The 16,461-nt window shown below is 66.3% G+C and carries 17 protein-coding genes and 2 pseudogenes; 6 read left to right on the top strand and 13 right to left on the bottom strand.

Annotated elements, in window-relative coordinates:
* Positions 1-5: 5 nt before the first annotated feature.
* The 4 genes from PT015_RS02360 to PT015_RS02345 are packed head-to-tail and all read right to left on the bottom strand — an operon-like array spanning position 6 to position 5,954.
* Positions 6-1,184 carry an acyl-CoA dehydrogenase family protein gene (locus PT015_RS02360; protein ID WP_285188532.1) on the bottom strand — a complete coding sequence of 393 codons (1,179 nt, stop codon included), beginning with the start codon at positions 1,182-1,184 and terminating at the stop codon, positions 6-8.
* Positions 1,181-1,936, bottom strand: coding sequence for an SDR family oxidoreductase (locus PT015_RS02355; RefSeq protein WP_285188531.1), 756 nt, complete (start codon positions 1,934-1,936; stop codon positions 1,181-1,183). The genes PT015_RS02360 and PT015_RS02355 overlap by 4 nt, the downstream gene beginning before the upstream one ends.
* Positions 1,933-2,751, bottom strand: a complete 819-nt coding sequence (locus PT015_RS02350) for an SDR family oxidoreductase (RefSeq protein ID WP_285188530.1) — start codon at positions 2,749-2,751, stop codon at positions 1,933-1,935. The genes PT015_RS02355 and PT015_RS02350 overlap by 4 nt, the downstream gene beginning before the upstream one ends.
* The gene (locus PT015_RS02345) at positions 2,748-5,954 is read right to left on the bottom strand and encodes an acetyl-CoA carboxylase family protein (protein ID WP_285188529.1); all 3,207 of its coding nucleotides are present in this window, start codon (positions 5,952-5,954) and stop codon (positions 2,748-2,750) included. The genes PT015_RS02350 and PT015_RS02345 overlap by 4 nt, the downstream gene beginning before the upstream one ends.
* A 159-nt stretch (positions 5,955-6,113) precedes the next feature.
* Here PT015_RS02345 and PT015_RS02340 point away from each other — a divergent pair, with 159 nt between their 5' ends.
* From PT015_RS02340 to PT015_RS02330, 3 genes are read left to right on the top strand one after another with little or no spacing between them, the layout of a single operon-like run.
* On the top strand, positions 6,114-6,401 hold the full coding sequence (locus PT015_RS02340) for a CDGP domain-containing protein (RefSeq protein WP_285188528.1): 288 nt from the start codon (positions 6,114-6,116) through the stop codon (positions 6,399-6,401).
* 54 nt (positions 6,402-6,455) lie between these two features.
* Complete coding sequence (locus PT015_RS02335) at positions 6,456-7,133, top strand: cupin domain-containing protein (protein WP_285188527.1); 678 nt, start codon at positions 6,456-6,458, stop codon at positions 7,131-7,133.
* Between the two features lie 8 nt (positions 7,134-7,141).
* The gene (locus tag PT015_RS02330) at positions 7,142-7,702 is read left to right on the top strand and encodes a cupin domain-containing protein (RefSeq protein ID WP_285188526.1); all 561 of its coding nucleotides are present in this window, start codon (positions 7,142-7,144) and stop codon (positions 7,700-7,702) included.
* Between the two features lie 4 nt (positions 7,703-7,706).
* Here the strand turns inward: PT015_RS02330 and PT015_RS02325 are convergent.
* Positions 7,707-7,961: pseudogene (locus tag PT015_RS02325) on the bottom strand (flavodoxin); the annotation flags it as partial.
* Positions 7,962-7,977: 16 nt separating this feature from the next.
* Between PT015_RS02325 and PT015_RS02320 the strand changes: the two are divergent.
* Complete coding sequence (locus PT015_RS02320) at positions 7,978-8,193, top strand: hypothetical protein (RefSeq protein ID WP_390887918.1); 216 nt, start codon at positions 7,978-7,980, stop codon at positions 8,191-8,193.
* Positions 8,194-8,241: 48 nt separating this feature from the next.
* On the opposite strand, the gene PT015_RS02315 is transcribed toward PT015_RS02320, so the two are convergent.
* From PT015_RS02315 to dapB, 7 genes and pseudogenes are all read right to left on the bottom strand, one after another.
* The gene (locus tag PT015_RS02315; RefSeq protein WP_285188525.1) at positions 8,242-9,354 is read right to left on the bottom strand and encodes a hypothetical protein; all 1,113 of its coding nucleotides are present in this window, start codon (positions 9,352-9,354) and stop codon (positions 8,242-8,244) included.
* A gap of 119 nt (positions 9,355-9,473) precedes the next feature.
* On the bottom strand, positions 9,474-10,091 hold the full coding sequence (locus PT015_RS02310) for a hypothetical protein (RefSeq protein WP_285188524.1): 618 nt from the start codon (positions 10,089-10,091) through the stop codon (positions 9,474-9,476).
* Positions 10,092-10,434: 343 nt separating this feature from the next.
* Positions 10,435-10,893 carry a flavodoxin family protein gene (locus tag PT015_RS02305; RefSeq protein ID WP_285188523.1) on the bottom strand — a complete coding sequence of 153 codons (459 nt, stop codon included), beginning with the start codon at positions 10,891-10,893 and terminating at the stop codon, positions 10,435-10,437.
* 25 nt (positions 10,894-10,918) lie between these two features.
* The gene (locus PT015_RS02300; protein WP_285188522.1) at positions 10,919-11,944 is read right to left on the bottom strand and encodes a DUF4238 domain-containing protein; all 1,026 of its coding nucleotides are present in this window, start codon (positions 11,942-11,944) and stop codon (positions 10,919-10,921) included.
* A gap of 71 nt (positions 11,945-12,015) precedes the next feature.
* Positions 12,016-12,237, bottom strand: a pseudogene (locus PT015_RS02295) (flavodoxin family protein); the annotation flags it as partial.
* Positions 12,234-12,689: a hypothetical protein gene (locus PT015_RS02290; protein WP_285188521.1), complete on the bottom strand. Its 456-nt coding sequence runs from the start codon at positions 12,687-12,689 to the stop codon at positions 12,234-12,236. The gene PT015_RS02290 and the pseudogene PT015_RS02295, both read right to left, overlap by 4 nt.
* An 8-nt stretch (positions 12,690-12,697) precedes the next feature.
* The gene (gene dapB, locus PT015_RS02285; protein ID WP_285188520.1) at positions 12,698-13,432 is read right to left on the bottom strand and encodes a 4-hydroxy-tetrahydrodipicolinate reductase; all 735 of its coding nucleotides are present in this window, start codon (positions 13,430-13,432) and stop codon (positions 12,698-12,700) included.
* A 115-nt stretch (positions 13,433-13,547) separates the two neighbouring features.
* On the opposite strand from dapB, the gene PT015_RS02280 reads away from it, so the two are divergent.
* Entirely contained in the window at positions 13,548-14,843 is a 1,296-nt protein-coding gene (locus PT015_RS02280) for an HNH endonuclease signature motif containing protein (RefSeq protein WP_285188519.1), read from the top strand.
* 127 nt (positions 14,844-14,970) lie between these two features.
* Positions 14,971-15,387, top strand: coding sequence for a hypothetical protein (locus tag PT015_RS02275; protein ID WP_285188518.1), 417 nt, complete (start codon positions 14,971-14,973; stop codon positions 15,385-15,387).
* Here PT015_RS02275 and PT015_RS02270 read toward each other — a convergent pair.
* Positions 15,384-16,460: a PDR/VanB family oxidoreductase gene (locus tag PT015_RS02270; protein ID WP_390887917.1), complete on the bottom strand. Its 1,077-nt coding sequence runs from the start codon at positions 16,458-16,460 to the stop codon at positions 15,384-15,386. The two genes, PT015_RS02275 and PT015_RS02270, sit on opposite strands and share 4 nt — an antisense overlap.
* Between the last annotated feature and the right edge of the window lies 1 nt (position 16,461).

Raw genomic sequence — 16,461 nt, 5'->3', positions numbered from 1 at the left:
TTGGCTTACTTCTCCAGATCCATAAAGCTCACGTCCTTGTCGACCCGGTGTTCGGGTGGCAGGCCCAGAATGCGTTCCGCAATGGTGTTGCGCAGGATCTCCGAGGTGCCGCCCTCGATCGAATTGCCCTTCGCCCGCAGGTAGCGGTATCCGGGATCACGGCCGATGAAGTCGACCGAGTCCGGTTGGCGCATCGTCCAATCGTCATACTGCAGGCCGAGTTCCGGGTGCAGCTCGATCTCGAAGCCCGACACCGCCTGGGCCAGCCGGGCGAACGTCACCTTCATCCCGGCGCCCTCGGGCCCTGGCTGTCCGACCGCCAGACGCTGACGCAGCCGCAACCCGGTCAGCCGGGTGACCTCGGCATCCACCCACAACCGCATCAGCTCGTCATGCATTGCGGCATTACGCAATTCGGGTTGCGCCCGCCAAGCGTCGGCGACCTTACCGATGATGCCGTTCTCGCGGCTGCCGCCCGCCATCGACCCGATCGCCACGCGTTCGTTGTTCAGTGTCGTGGTCGCGACCTTCCAGCCGCCGCCTTCAGCACCGAGACGGTTGGCGTCCGGAACCCGGACGTCGGTGAGGAACACCTCGTTGAATTCGGCCTCGCCGGTGATCTGCCGCAGCGGCCGCACGTCGACGCCGGGATCGGTCATGTCCAGCACGAAATACGTCAGCCCCTGGTGTTTGGGCACCGTGGGATCGGTCCGGGCCACCAGGATGGCTCGCTGCGCGTTCTGCGCGCTCGACGTCCACACCTTCTGCCCGTTGACAATCCAGTCGTCGCCGTCACGGACCGCCCGGGTCGCGACCCCGGCCAGGTCCGAGCCGGCCCCCGGTTCGCTGAACAGCTGGCAGTAGATGTGCTCACCGGTGAACAACGGCCGCAGGAAGTTTCGCCGTTGCTCCTCGGTGCCGAACGCGGCGATGGTCGGTGCCGCCATGCCCATGCCGATGCCGTTGCGCGCGCCGCCGCCACCGGGCGGCGCACCGGCCGCGGTCAGCTCTTCTTCGACCTGCGCCTGGAAGTTACGGGAGAGGTCGAGGCCTCCGGAGCCGACCGGGAAGTGCACCCATGCCAGCCCGGCATCGAAACGCGCACCGAGGAACTCATGTGCCTGCTTCGGGTCGTGTTCGTCGAGCAGCGCCCGCACCCGGGCCTGCAGGTCCTCGGCGCTCACCGGAAGCCCGCCGGGTCGCCGAGCAGTCGGCCGCCGTCGAGCACCAGGGTGTCGCCGGTGATCCAGCTCGACTCGTCGGATACCAGGAAGGCCACCGCGGCCGCCACGTCGGGCGGCTCGCCGATCCGGTCCAACGCGCTGCCCGCCGCGACCAGATCCTCGTGGTCCTTCCAGAGCGCTTCGGCGAGCTTGGTCCGCACCACACCCGGGGCGACCGCGTTCACCCGCACCTTGGGTGAAAGTTCCAGCGCCAGTTGCTTGGTCACGTGGATCAGGGCGGCCTTGGTCGCGTTGTACATCCCCATGTTCGGCGCCTGGTGCATGCCGCCGATCGACGCGGTGTTGACGATCGCACCACCGTGTTCCTTCATCCACGCCTTCGCCGCCAGCGACGTCCACAGCAGCGGCGCCCAGAGGTTGACGTCGAAGGTCTTGGAGAACCGCGCGTGATCCTGGTCGATCAGCGGGCCGTAGGCCGGGTTGGTGCCGGCGTTGTTCACCAGGATGTCGATGCTGCCGAAGCGTTCGAGCGTCAGATCGACGCAGCGCCGGGCGGCGTCCTCGTCGACCGCGTGCGCGACAACGCCAATCGCGTTGCCGCCGACCTGTTCAGCGGCGGCGTCGGCGCTGTCCTGCTTGCGGGAGGTGAGCACGATGTTCGCACCACCCTCGGCCAACCGCTGCGCGATGGCCAGGCCGATGCCCCGCGAGCCGCCGGTGATGATCGCGGTGCGGCCAGTGAAGTCAGTCATAGTGCCTCCATCAGGCTGTGTTGGTAACGACGCATGCCGCGTAGCCAGCGGTCATAGTCGGCGCCCTTGTGCCGGTACATCTCCAGCACGGCGGGATGCGGAAGGATCAGGAAGTGCTCGTCTTCGACTGCGCCCAAGACGATTTCGGCCACATCGGCCGGCTCGATGACGTCACCGGCGGAGGTGACGGCCTTGGTCGCGAGCTTCGCCAGCGGGTCATCGGACTCCCCCGGCGAATACAACAGCTTCGTGTTGACGCCCATCGGGCACAGGCAACTGACCCGGACGCCCTGATCGCCGAAGGTGATGTTCAGCCATTCGGCGAAACCCACCGCGGCGTGCTTGGTCACCGAATAAGTGGCCGAACCCAGTTGGGTGAGCAATCCGGCGGCCGACGCGGTGCTGACGAAGTAGCCTTCGCCGCGCTCGATCCATTCGGGCACCAGGAGTTGCGCGGCGCGGATGTGCGCTTTCAGGTTCACGTCGATGGACTGGTCCCACTCGTCCTCGGTGACGTCGAGGCCCGACACACCGGTGATGCCCGCGTTGGCGAAGTACAGATCAACGGGTCCGAATTCGTTGGTGGCCAACGCGATCAACTGTTTGATGTGCGCGGTGTCGGAAACGTCACCGCTGGACGCGACGGCGACACCGGACCGGTCGGCATTGATGCCGTCGGCCACCGCCTGCGCGGCGTCGCCGTTGAGATCGGCGACCACCACCCGGGCGCCCTGGTGCGCCAGTTTCGCGGCTATCGCGGCGCCGATACCATTGCCGCCGCCGGTGACGATGGCGACCTTGTCGGCAACTTTCACGTGTCGTTCCCTTCTTCTCGGTGGAGCAGTCTCGTGATCCATCCGCGGGTGTCCGCCGGGTCGATCACGTCGTCGAGTTCGAATGTGGTGGCCGACGTCAGCGCCTTGCCATGTTGATAGGCGGCCTCCACCAGCTTGTCGAACAGGTTCTGGCGTTCGGTCGGGTCTTCGACGGCGGCGAGTTCCTTGCTGAACCCCAACCGCACCGCGCCCTCCAGCCCCATGCCGCCGATCTCCCCGGTCGGCCAGGCGACGGTGAATTCCGGGGCGTGAAAAGAACCGCCCGCCATTGCCATTGCGCCCAGCCCGTAGCCCTTGCGCAGAATCACCATCCCGAACGGAACGGTCATTCGCGCGCCGACGATGAACAGCTTGCTGAATCGACGGACGGCCGCGTCGACCTCGGCGTCCGGGCCAACCATGAAACCCGGGGTGTCGCACAGCGAAATGACCGGTAGCCCGGCCGATTCACACAGCGTCAGGAAATCGGCCATCTTGTCGGCGGCCTCGGAGTCGATGGCGCCGCCGAGGTGGTGACTGCTGTTGGCCAGCAATCCGAACGGCGCACCCTCGACGCGGACGAACGCGGTGACCACGCCGACGCCGTAGTCGGCGCGCAGTTCCAGCACGGAGCCGATGTCGGCGACCGACTCGATCGCATGGTGCACGTCGTAGGCCCGCAGCCGGTTCTCCGGAACGACGTGTTGCGCCCGGCGCGGGTCGGGGGCCTCCCAATCGGATTGTCGCCCTTGGAAATAGGACAGGTACTGCTGGGCCAGCGCTACCGCGTGGGCCTCGTCGCGGGCGACCAGTCCGACCACGCCGTTGCGGCGCTGTACCTCGATCGGCCCGATGTCCTCCGGCCGGTACTGCCCGAGCCCACCACCCTCGATCATCGCCGGCCCACCCATGCCGATGTTCGCGTCGGGGGTCGCGATGATAACGTCGCAGGTCCCGGCCAGCGCCGCGTTGCCCGCGAAGCAGCGCCCGGAGACGATGGACACCAACGGCACCCGGCCGCTGAGAGCACCGAGCGCCCGGAACGTCGGCACGTCGAGACCGGCGATGCTGGCGACATCGGTGTCGCCCGGCCGCCCGCCGCCGCCCTCGGCGAACAGCACGACGGGCAACTTTCGGCGGGCCGCCAACTCGAAGACCCGGTCGGTCTTGGCGTGATTCCGCATGCCCTGGGTGCCGGCGAGCACGGTGTAGTCGTACGACAGCACGGCCGTTTCGATGCCGTCGATCGTCGCGATCCCGGCGACCAATCCGTCGGCCGGGGTGTTGGCGATCAGGTCCTCCTCGGAGCGCCTGCTGCGCTGTGCGGCCACGGCCAGAGCGCCGTACTCGATGAAACTGCCCGGGTCGACGAGGTCGTCGATGTTCTCTCTCGCACTCCGTCGATTCTGCTTGTGCCGCTTGGTGATCGCCGCGGGACGCCCCTCATCGAGGGTGACCAGGTGACGACGCCTGACCTCGTCGAGATCGGCCCGCTCCCGGTCGAGATCGAGGGTGGCGACGTTGTCCGCGTCCGCGCTATCGCCGATGCGGATGACCACCGCCAGCGGGTCACCGGTGCCCACCACCTGGCCCGGCGCCGCCAGCACCCGGACCACGCGCACCGCGTCCGGCGCGGCCAGCACGTGCTGCATCTTCATCGCTTCCAGCACCACCAGCTGCGCGCCCGCGGCGAACTCCACGCCCTCGCCAGCAACGTCGATCACGGTGCCGGCCAGCTGCGCGCGGAGCACTTCCTCCCCCGGGTACAGCTCAGGTGTCGCCGCCCGCGTCTCGTGGCGCCACGACTGCGCCGCGTCGACAAATGCGGAGAGATTGTCGTCGACGAACGTCGTGGAGACCGGACCCTCATGGATATCGTTGTGCGACAGAATCTCTTGCAAAAAGCCGATGTTGGTCCGGATCCCCTCGATGCCGAATTCGTCAAGCGCGGTCTGCGCCTTACGCAGCGCCGCCGAGAACGAAGGTCCGCGCACCCGGGTGATCACTTTGGCCAGCAGCGAGTCGTAGCGCGGGCTCGGCGTCAGGCCGGCACGACCGAAGGTGTCCACCCGAACTCCCGGTCCGCTCGGTGGCGCGAACGCCGCCAGCGTGCCCGCCGTCGGCACGAGCGACCCGTCGGCGTCCATTGTCTCCATGTTGACCCGAGTCTGAATGGCAATGCCGCGCACCGCGGCCAGCGCACCGACCACCTCGTCACCCTCGGCGGTGACGCCGGCGGGCAACCGCAACTGGTGAAACGGTGCGCCCTGGGCGATCCGCAACTGGACCGCGACGAGGTCGACGCCCGTGACCTCTTCGGTCACCGTGTGCTCGACCTGGATCCGCGGGTTGACTTCGAGGAAGACGAACCGCTCGCCGGCCACCAGGAACTCGACGGTCGCGACCCCGCGGTAGTCGGCGTAAGCGCACAACCTGGCTGCGGCCCGGTGCAGATCTCGTCGCACGGCCGGCGAAAGACTTTGCGCAGGAGCGATTTCGATCAATTTCTGGTGCCGACGCTGAATGCTGCAGTCGCGGTCACCCAACGCCAGCGCCCGTCCCGGCGTGGCGACGACCTGTACCTCGATGTGGCGCGCATCGGCCAGGTGCGCCTCGGCGAACAGCGCGGAGTCGCCGAACCCGAGTTCGGCCTCGGCGGCACACTGCCGGTAGGCATCGTCGATCTGTGCGGCACTGTGCACGACGCGCATCCCCCGGCCACCGCCTCCGGACAGCGCCTTGATGACGATCGGGCCGCCCTGCGCCGCCGCGAACGTCCGAATGTCATCGATGCTGCTCGGCCCGTCCGTGGCGGGCAGCACTGGCACACCGACGTTCGCCGCCGCCTGCCGGGCCGCCGACTTGTTGCCGAACAGATTGAGCGTTGCGGCGTCGGGCCCGACAAAAGTGAAACCCGCGCTCGCGCAGGCGCGCGCGAACTCCGACTGTTCGCTGAGGAAGCCGTAACCCGGGTGGATCAGTTCGGCTCCGGAGTTCTTCGCGGCGGCCAGGACCGCGGCGTGATCGAGGTAGGCGGCCGGTCCGGCGCCGGGCAGCGCGATCGCCTCATCGGCGGCATGGATGTGCGGACTGTCGGCGTCGTCCTCGGCGTAGACAGCGACCGTGCCGAGCTCCAACTCGGTTGCGGTACGGATGATTCGGAGCGCGATCTCACCGCGATTAGCGATCAGCAAACGCGTCACGTGCGGTCCTTCGCGAGGTCGACCCTGTCGGAATCCAGCGGCTATCCCGATCTCATCATGCCGCTCTCGCATTTACCCCACTATTGGCCCCCACCTACCGGGCGGACGAGTAGCTTTGGTGCGGCGTCGATATGAAGGAACCAGCCGTTGAAGGAAAAGATGACGAAGCGCTACCTGACCGCAGTTCTCGGAGCCACGCTCGCGACCGCCGGGCTGACGGTCACCGCCGCACCGGCCAGCGCCGGGTGCGTGAACCCCGGGCAGGCGTTCGCCCAGATGTGTGACAGCCCCGTCGACAGCGACGGCATGTGGGAACGCTGCCTGACGTCCTACCCCGGCGGGCCGTACAACCCCGCCAAGGTGGACTGCGAAACGATGAGCGCGGGCGATCCGCCGAAGGAGACGGACCCGATCTTCCTCACGCCGCCAACGCACATCGACCCCTAACTCCCGACGATTTATGCGGTGGCCCGGAGCAGGCCGCTGAGGTAATTTCGGCGAATGTCAATCAACCGTCGCAAGGTTCTCGGCGGGGCTGGCCTGGCCGGTGCGGCAGCAGCCGCCGGTGTGGGCGTCGATCGTCTGGTCACAGGCAACCACGCCGAGAAGGAACTGGCACTGGCAGACGATGCCGCGCGCTTCGGCGATCCCCGCATCCCTGCCGAGACGATCACCTCGCATACGCACCTGTACCACCTCGGCTCCTCGCCGGTGACCAGCTTTGAGGGCGGCTCCTTCCAACAGGCCGACGAGGACACCTTCCCGATCCTCACCGGCCAAGCGGCCAGCATCGTCTCGCTCACGTTGCAGCCCGGCGGTATTCGCGAACCCCATTGGCATCCCAGCGCGTGGGAGATCAACATCGTCACCAAGGGTGTCGCCAGCTGGGCGCTGGTGGACGGCAACGGCAACCACGAGAGTTTCGACCAGAAAGTCGGCGACGTGGTGTTCGCGCCGCAGGGCTCGTTCCACTACTTCGAGAACCGCGGCTCCGAGGACATGAAGATCGTTATCGTGCAGAACACCAGCGCCGCCGAGCCCAAAGACAACATCGGCATCGGTGAATCGATCAGCAGACTCCCGCCCCGGGTGCTCTCAGCGATCTTCGGCGTGCCGGCGGACACGTTCGCGTCGTTCAAGAAGTTCGACAAAGCAATCCTGATCCTGAAGCGGCAGTAGGACATTCCATGACTGACGACGCGCAGCGCTTCGGCAATCCCCGCATACCGGCCGAAACAACCACCAACAAGTCTCACCTGTTCGAGCTCGGCGCCGTGCCCCCGGCCGGGTATGACGGCGGCTCGCAGCGGCAGGCACACGAAGACAATTTCCCGATCCTCGCTGGGCAGGAAGCCAGTATCCAGCTGATCACGTTGGCGCCCGGCGGTATTCGCGAACCACACTGGCACCCCAGCGCCTGGGAAATCAATCTGGTCACCAAGGGTGTCGCGAGCTGGGTCCTGATCGATGGCAACGGCAACTACGAGGCGTTCGAGGCCCGCGTCGACGATCTGGTGTTCGCGCCGCAGGGATCGCTGCACTACTTCGAGAATCTCGGCACCGAGGATCTAGACGTGCTGATCATCCAGAACTCCAGCGCCACCGAGGACAAGGACAACATCGGCATCGGCGAATCGCTGAGTCAGCTTCCGCCGCAGGTGTTGTCAGCGATCTTCGGCGTCCCCACGGCGACCTTCGACAAGTTCACCAAGCACGACGGTGCGGTCACCATTCTGCGGGCTCGCTGACCGGTCATTCCATGAGCGTCGCGGCCAGCGTTCCGCCCAGTTCGTAGGCCCGCTCGCGGGCGCTTGCGTCGACCTCGCCGGTAATCTCCAGTGCGTCAGCGGCTTTGGCGAGTGCCAGCCCCGTGACGACCTTGTCCACCGAGGACACCGCGCCGACGGTGTCGTTGTTGCCGTGCACCCACAGGCCATAAGGCCGGCCCGCGACATGGTCCAGGCCCGGGTAGTACACGGTGTCGAAGAAGTGTTTATTTGCCTTGGAGGTCGGCACCTGCCGGGTGGCGGGTCACCTCCCCGCGTTCGAGGCCCAGGCCACGGCGTGGCAGTCGGGGCAGCACCAGCCCGATGCGCTGGCGGCGGCGACCGTCGCCTACGACGTGCTCGGCCACGGCGCGGGTTTCGTTCACATCTCGAGTGCGTTCGACGCCGAACGCCGCGCCCGGCAGGGCCAGCAGATGCCACCGCAGTGGATGCGCCGCCGCATCGGCGGGTAGCGAGCGTGAGACGTCGCCCCCTCAGCAACGTGAGCGCCTCAGCGCGAGTCACCCCCGCTGGAAGCCGCGCGGAGTGATCGGCAGGTAGGACAGCTCGCCGGTCGAGTAGAGATGTCGATCGCGCTCCCTGGCCGGTAGCGCGACAGTTCGTTCCTCGGCCGTGGCAGCAGCACCAGCTAGCGACCACTCCCGAGGGATGTCATAACGCACGACGCGGTGCTGCGTGCTATCCACATTGCCGTCCGGTCTGACTTTGATCAGTTCGTGCACCGCCCGTTTAAGACGGTTCATCGCCCCCATAGTTATGCCATAGACCGTCATCCCGACGGCCCCGTTGCTCACGTAGTTGATCGTGCCGCTCTCGCCGAGGTAGCGGCGGCGGGCGACGTCCCAGAGCGAGCCAAGCGCCCTGGTGATCAGCACCGAGACCGAGAGCTCTCGCCCAGGATTCGAGTCCTCCATCGTGAGCCACCAGTGAGCTTCGGTCTTCGGAGCGTCGTGCGATGCCGCCTTGTGGAGGTAGACGTGGGTAGGGCCTTCATGCATGATCACCGGTTCACCATTCAGCGGCTGCCAGGTCATCTTGGCCTCGTCGTCATCGACGGCCACGGCGCTCACGCCGTGCTTGACGGCGTTGTAGACGAAAGCGTCATCAAGCACTCGATTCGCGCAGTCGATCAGGAGCAGTTGCAGCCCGTCGATGGCGTCTTCGAACTCGGCGTCGGTGAGCTGAACCACGGCATCGACCCGGCTGACGCCGCCCAGGAACACCGTGGCGATGGCCTCGCGGTCGAACCCGCTGTTCAGCACTGTGGCCACCTTGTTCTTGTATTCGCCGAAGTGGGTCGAGGCTGACATGCCCAGCCAGGGACACTCGGGGTGCTCGACGTGGGCGAAAAACATACGCAGCAACGTTTCGGAGGCGTGGTTGGCGATCATCACCGCCTCCATGCGGATGTACCGCTGGCGGGCGTCCGGTGACGGCGGCGGCATTGAACCGAAGTGGGCCGCTCCTACGATCCGGTTCGCGCCGAACAGAGGCCCGAGTTGTTCGTCGGTGCATGCCATCAGCGACAGCGCCTCGATCCGCATCCTGATGAACTCGGCCGGGTCTGCGGTGTAGAACACGGCGTTCAGCTCCGGATATTGACCGGGGTCCAACCGACGGCCCTTCGGGTCGTCCTTCTCCCACGGCTTCGATCCACCTCGGTACTTGCCCATATGCCGGAGTCTAGGAACGGGTGCCGACAACTGAGCGACGCCATCCGCGGGCGAACCACCTAGCAGAGAGCGAGTGCGCTGATCTTGTTGACGTGATGCTTCAGGGCGGCTGCGAGTAGATCACGCAACGGCGAGTCGGGTGTCAGGCCCATCGACGCAAAACTGGTCGGGGGTTCGTCCATCCCGTCAACGGTCTCCGCTCCCGCGAGCGACAGAAACACGTTCTGCACCGTCCCTTTCGCGCGACGGAGCATGATCAGGATGAGCGTGTCGTAAATCGTCATCTGGTCCAGGATGCTGCTCAATGGCGCGTCGGCAGGGGGAGTGACGATCACCGGATCACCCCCTGCCGTCGTATTGGCAAAAAACCAATCACGGTCCTCGGGATACGCGCTGATCTGGCGACCCACCTGTTCGAAAACGCCGTCAACATTCGGGTGGTCAATCGGAAGGCGGAGCCAAATACCGAGGCTTCCAATCTCCCCTTCTATGTACTCGCGAACCTCGGGCAGAGCAGGGCTGTCTAGCGAGAACGCCAGCGCATCGCGGTATGCGGCGCGTACGTCATCGAGCGTCTTGCCCCCACCGACGATGCTTTCGGGCATCGAGTAGAACTGCCACGCCGGATCATGCGCTGCGTCGAGGCGATAGATGACGATTTGCGCAGGCTCTGTCATCAACTCACCTCCTTACGTGCCTCGGACTCGGATAGGCCGACATCTTCGATCAAGACACGCCGAACCATATTTCCCGTTATGTCGTCTCCGTCATGGTATGCGAACGTGAACTCTTTGTGCCTTCCTCGATACCGGCGGTGACCGCCGGAACTACGAAGATATCCACAGTGCTTCTCGATTATCTTCGCCAGCTTCCGGCCTCGCATCGACGGCCATCGATCACCCACGGTCATCCCGCCGCCGTCGCGCAGTGCCGTGGTTCACACGCGGATGGTAGCGACGCTGGCGCTCGTTGTGATGTACCTGACGATGTGCATGTCGCGCCGGGTGCTCATGCCGTTCGTTACAACTCGCTCATCAGCGTCGCGGCGACCGTCGCCCCGAGGTTCCAGCACGCCTCGACATCGGCCTTGGTCGGCTTCCCCGACACAACGACGTGATCGGTCGCCTTGACCCATCCGAGCCCTGCGGTGATCCCGTCGATGGCACGCTCGGCTCCCTCGGTGCCCTCGTTGCCGTGGAGCCACAGCCCGAACGGTCGGCCACGGGTCGAATCGAGCAGCTGGTAGTACGACTGATCGAACGCCAGCTTGAGAGCGCCGCTGATATAGCCGAGGTTGACCGGCGACCCCAGCAGGTAGCCGTCGGCCTCCAGCATTTCGACGGGCGACACCATGAGCGCCGGTCGGCGGACCACCTCCACGCCCTCGATGTCGGGGTCGGTGGTCCCTGCGACCACGGCCTCGAACATCTCCTGGCAGTGCGGCGACGGCGTGTGGTGGACGATCAGCAGGCGCGACATCGGCGAGACCTTCCTAGTCGGTCAATCAGTACCACCGAGCAATAGCCCAAGGCGGTCCCTCCCCCGCTTTCCACCGGCTTGGTGCCATCACAGCCTCTATGAACGTCGCCGCTGAAGCCGGGTCTGGCTCCGGCCACGGCGGCAGGTTAAGCGAGCTGGCGATCGTTGTGGTCGGCTGCTCGAAGCAGAAGGCATCCGATGCTGCCGCGATCTCGAAGTTCACCGCTTCCGACTCCGAGGCGTTCAATTCGTAGGGGGCAGAGAGATTCTCACGGGCGAACGTCATCGCGATCAGACGATGCGGGCCGACCGGAAACAGCATGATCGGCGACGTGATCCAGCTGCCCTGCTTCCAACGAGGCCGTGCCGTCCCGCCGAGGTAAACCACAGGCTCGTCGCACGTGATCAACGGCGAAGCACTGTCGATGAGCCACCACCGTCTGTCTTTGGCGAAGTGCGGGACCGCCTGGTTCCTCCACACGCCAACGGCACTCTCGATTGCTCTCGCCTTCCTGTCCTCACTGATGAGGGGTTGAGCGAGGAACTGCTGGAGCAGAGCGCCGTGCCGCCTTGGGGTGTAAGGAATCTGGTAGAGCCGACACACGAACGGAAGAAGCGGACTGAGCACCTCCGCTCGGCCGAAGCGGTTCAGGGCATCCTCGATTCGCAGATCCTGGCTACGCTTTCGGAGCGTCCGTTGATCCTGCAAAGCCACGTACACCGCCAGGTCGTCAGTCAAGTGCCAATTGTCAATCCGACCGGCTGGGAGCCCGTCGAGCGCCTGCAGCCAGCCTGCGGCATCACTCTCGATGCGCGACATGTGCTTCTCTAGCCAACGAGTCGGGTAGTCGGTTTCGAGGTCCGGCGCCGCGATTGTGTATAGGTTGGGCTGATTCGCGACCTCGTCGGGTGACTGGTCGTGCACGGCACCTGTGGCCATCTTCGTTAGTCGAACCCGACCGTCTGGCCCCGCCCAGCGACGCAAGTACATCTGCGGAACGTAGTGATGGCGCTTGCCCACGTTGGTGTCGCGCGCTTGTTGCTGTGACACCTCTATCTCCGCATCGGAGGTCCAGCGATGTGTCAACGCGCTGACAACGTACTAAGCCGGTATCGCGCCAAATAGTGCTTGAGCGCCCCGGACATGTAGCCGAGGTTGGCCGGGGTGCCGAACAGATAGCCGTCGGCGTCGAGCAGATCAGGTACCGTCGCCGCGAGCGCGGGCCGGGTAACGACGCTCACGCCGTCGATGTCGGGATCGTTCGCGCCGGACAGCACCGCTTCGAGGAGTTCGCGGGTAGCCGGCGACGGCGTGTGGTGAATGATCAACAGCGTCTTGCTCATTCGCGCCCCTGCAACTCGACGGCCGTCTTCATGGCCTCGCGGGCGCGGCCTCGATCGCCCGCGTAGTCGTAGGCGCGCGCCAGCCGATACCACCGCCGCCAGTTGTCGGGGTCGGCTTCCAATTCCGTACGCACATCGGCGAACAACGCGTCCGCGGCGTCGCGCTCGATGCGTCCCGAGGGTCGGCGCGGCAGGGCGCTCACGTCGAGGTCCATCCCGTCGTCGGCGGCCAGCCGGGCCAGCTTCTGATGCGCGAAACCCGCACGCAGAGTGGCGATCATCGCCCACCCGCCGATCACGGGCAGGACCAGCAGCGCACCACCCAGTGCCACGGCGACGCCGCGCCCGGAACCGATCATCAACACCGCGGTCCTACCCAGCAGCACGATGTACACCAGCAGTGCCGCGCTCATCAGCGCGATCATCAGCTGGACGGGCACACCGCGTCGCATCGAGGTCATTACAGGTTCAGCAGCGCTTCGATTCCTATTGTCAGACCGGGATGTTCGGCGACCCTGCGGACGGCCAGCAGCACGCCGGGCACGAACGACGTCCGGTCGATGCTGTCGTGCCGGATCGTCAAAGTCTCCCCCAGCGTGCCGAACAACACTTCCTGATGAGCGACCAGGCCGGCCAGCCGCACCGAGTGCACCGGCACGCCGTCGACGTCGGCGCCGCGAGCGCCGGGCAGGCCGGTGCTGGTGGCATCGGGGTTGGGCGGCAACCCCTTTCGCGCTTCCGCGATCAGCGCGGCGGTCCGCCCAGCGGTACCCGACGGCGCATCGGCCTTCTGTGGGTGATGCAACTCGATCACCTCGACCGACTCGAAGAACGGCGCGGCCTGCTTGGCGAAGTGCATGGACAGCACCGCGCCGATGGCGAAGTTCGGCGCGATCAGCACCGAGACACCCGGCTTGGCGGCCAGCCAGGTCTGCACCTGCCGCAACCGCTCGTCGGTGAAGCCAGTGGTTCCCACCACCGCGTGAATGCCGTTGTCGATCAGGAACTCGAGGTTCTTCATGACGACGTCGGGATGGGTGAAGTCGATGACGACCTCGGTCTTGTTGTCGGTCAACAGGCTCAGCGCGTCGCCGGCGTCGACTTCGGCGGACAGCGTCAGATCCTCGGCGGCCTGCACCGCCTGGACCATCGTCGTGCCGACCTTGCCCTTGGACCCCAGCACCGCTACCCGCATGGCTTCACCCTAGAGCGTGCCGAGTTTGTCCACAGTTGCGCCTTTATCCACAACTCGCCCAGCGGGCGGACCGCATCGGGGTGTCCTACGGATCGTCACACGTAATCTTTCGAACATGCATTCGATATCGCTCGCGCTCGACGCCCTCGACGCGGCCGTGGCGGGCGTCGTCGATCTGGACTTCGGCGGCGACGACCCTGTCGCCCGCCTGCGCGCCCTGGAACGTCTCGAGACGGCCCGCCGCCGGCTCGCGGTCCCCGGGCACGACGTGATCGCCGGCCTGGCCCACGCGGACCCCGCCGAGGTCGGCGGCCCGGTTCACCAGGCCATCGCGGACTGGCTGCGGATCAGCTGCGCCGACGTTCGCCGCCGCCTGCGTGACGCCCAACAGCTGACGCCGCGCGTCACCATCACCGGGGAGGTCCTGCCGCCCGAACTACCCGCGACCGCGGAGGTATGGCGCGAGGGGCTGCTCGACCCGCAGCACCTGAAGGTGATCCAGACGTTCGTGCGCGACCTGCCGTCGGACATCCCGGTCGCGACAGTCGAGCAGGCCGAGCGATTCCTGGCTGAGCAGGCGACCGCGCTGCGGCCCGACCAGCTGGAGAAGGTGGCGCATCGTTGCGCGGCGCAGGTCAATCCCGACGGCAAATTCTCCGATGTCGACCGGGCGCGCCAACGCGGGTTCACCTGGTCGCCGCAGCGCTCGGATGGCATGAGCATCGGGAAGCTGGTCGCGTCGCCGGAGCTGCGTGCCAATCTCGACGCGTGGATGGCACGTTTTGCGGCGCCTGGTGCCGAAACCATTAGCGCCACAGATGAACCCGATCTTCGCACCCACGCCCAGCGACAACACGACGCGCTCAACGCGCTGGTGCGCGGTCAACTGGGCGATCCGAAGCTCGGCGCACACAACGGATTACCGGTCACCGTTGTGGTTACGACCACTCTGCGGGAACTCACCGCCGGGGCCGGCCAAGCCGTCACCGCGAGCGGAACGCTGCTGCCGATGCGTGATCTCATCCGGATGGCCAGCAGCGCATACCATTACCTCGCGGTCTTCGACGATCACCAAGAGCGGCCGCTTTACCTGGGCCGGGCCCGGCGAATAGCGTCGGCAGACCAGCGACTTGTCCTGTACGCCAAGGATCGCGGCTGCACCGCGCCCGGCTGCGATGTACCCGCCTACTGGGCTGAGGTGCACCACGGCGACGAGTGGGCGCGCGGCGGCCGGACGGACATCGATCGGCTCACGCTGGCCTGCAAGCCGCATCATCGACTGGTCGACAAGGGCTGGCGGACAGTCACACTCGGTGACGGCCGTACGCAGTGGATTCCGCCGCCGCGCCTCGATCACGGCCAGAAGCGCGTGAACGACTACCACCATCCGGAACGAGTCGTTCGGTGCTGAACACCTCGACCCGCGCAGTTGTCACCGCGCGTTCATCGAGCAGAATCCCCAAAGACCGACGAAGGCCGAAGCTCCTGTGATACCCACCAACGGACGCACTGACCAGCTTGACGAAGGGAACCGGATCATGACGATCACTCGCGGCGCTGCCGCCGGCGCGCTGTTGGCCGGTCTCGCACTGGTATTCACGGCTCCGACGTCCTCAGCGGACCCGTTCGAGGGCCACTACATCGAGACCGAGACCTACCCCGACGGCCACCAGGACCCGCCCAGCGACTGGTACGTCAGCTCGTGCGGCGACGGCTGCGCCTCGATCCAGCACCTGGGCCAGGCGAAGCTCGCGAACGGCCAGTGGACGCTGGACGGCAAGGGCGGGGTGTCCTGCGAACAGGGTGGCGACACGCCCGACGCCATCGGCTTCCACTATGCGTGGGACGCGCACACCTTGGACGGCACCGTCGAGATCACCAACAAGGTGGACGCCTGCGGCAACGCGGCCGGATATCGCGAGACCAACAAGATCCACCTCGCGCCGGCGCCTTAGGCGTCGATCACCACCCGACCACCGTTGGCTCGCGAGACACACACCAACATGTCGCCGTCGCCTTCGGCGGTGCGACCGCGGTGATCGACGTGTCCGCCGAGCACCGCCACCCTGCAGGTACCGCAGAAGCCCTGCCGGCAGGAATGCGCCGCGGTCGGATTGTGGTCGAGCATGACGTCGAGCGCCGAACGGTTCGCGGGGATGTCGAGAATTCGCCCTGAACGCGCGAGCTCGAGCTCGAACGGGACCCCGTCGACCACGGGCGGTGGACTGAACCGTTCGTAGTGCAGGGGCGCGTTGACCTGTTCGGCGCGGGCCGTGCGCACCGCCTCGAGCATGCCGGTCGGACCGCAAACGTATACCGCGGTGGTCGGCCCGGCCTCGGTCAGCAGATCGTCCGCCGTGGCGATGCGGCCGCGCTCATCGTCGGCCCATACGGCGACGCGGTCGGCATCGACGGCCAGCACCTCGTCCAGCAGCGGCATGTAATCGCGGCTTCGACCGGCATAGATTGCGCGCCAATTCATTCCGCGCGCTTGCGCGGCGCGCATCATCGACAGGATGGGCGTCACCCCGATCCCCCCGATGACGAACAGCACGTCGCGCTCGTCACCGCCGAGGTAGAAGGCATTGCGAGGACCTTCGAACACCAACGGATCGCCGACCGAATAAGCATCGTGCATTTCAATCGAGCCACCGCCACCATCGGCGATGCGGCGCACCGCAATTCGGTAGTCGATGCGCCGACCGGGCGGCCCGCACAGCGAGTACTGGCGGCGTCGGCCGGACGGCAGCTGCACGTCGATGTGACTGCCCGGCGTCCACGACGGAAGCAGCCCGCCGGCGGGGTCGGCGAAGGTCAGCGCGACCACGTCCGGGCCGAGCCGTTCGCGTTTGGTGATCACCGCGGTGTGCGTGCGTGCGACCGCCACCACGCGGGACGGCTTCCACCGGCTCGTCAGCGAGAAGCTGTTCAGCACCGCGACCAGACCCCAGACCGCGGTGTACAGCCGGTCGTGTTTACGTCGACCGTAGATGTCCGCTGGCCTAGTCGACCAAATACTCTGCGACACA

Origin of the sequence: Candidatus Mycobacterium wuenschmannii, assembly GCF_030252325.1 — a bacterium.
Taxonomy (GTDB): domain Bacteria; phylum Actinomycetota; class Actinomycetes; order Mycobacteriales; family Mycobacteriaceae; genus Mycobacterium; species Mycobacterium wuenschmannii.
Note: the sequence above shows the minus strand (reverse complement) of the source record. Positions and strands in the feature narration are given on the sequence as shown.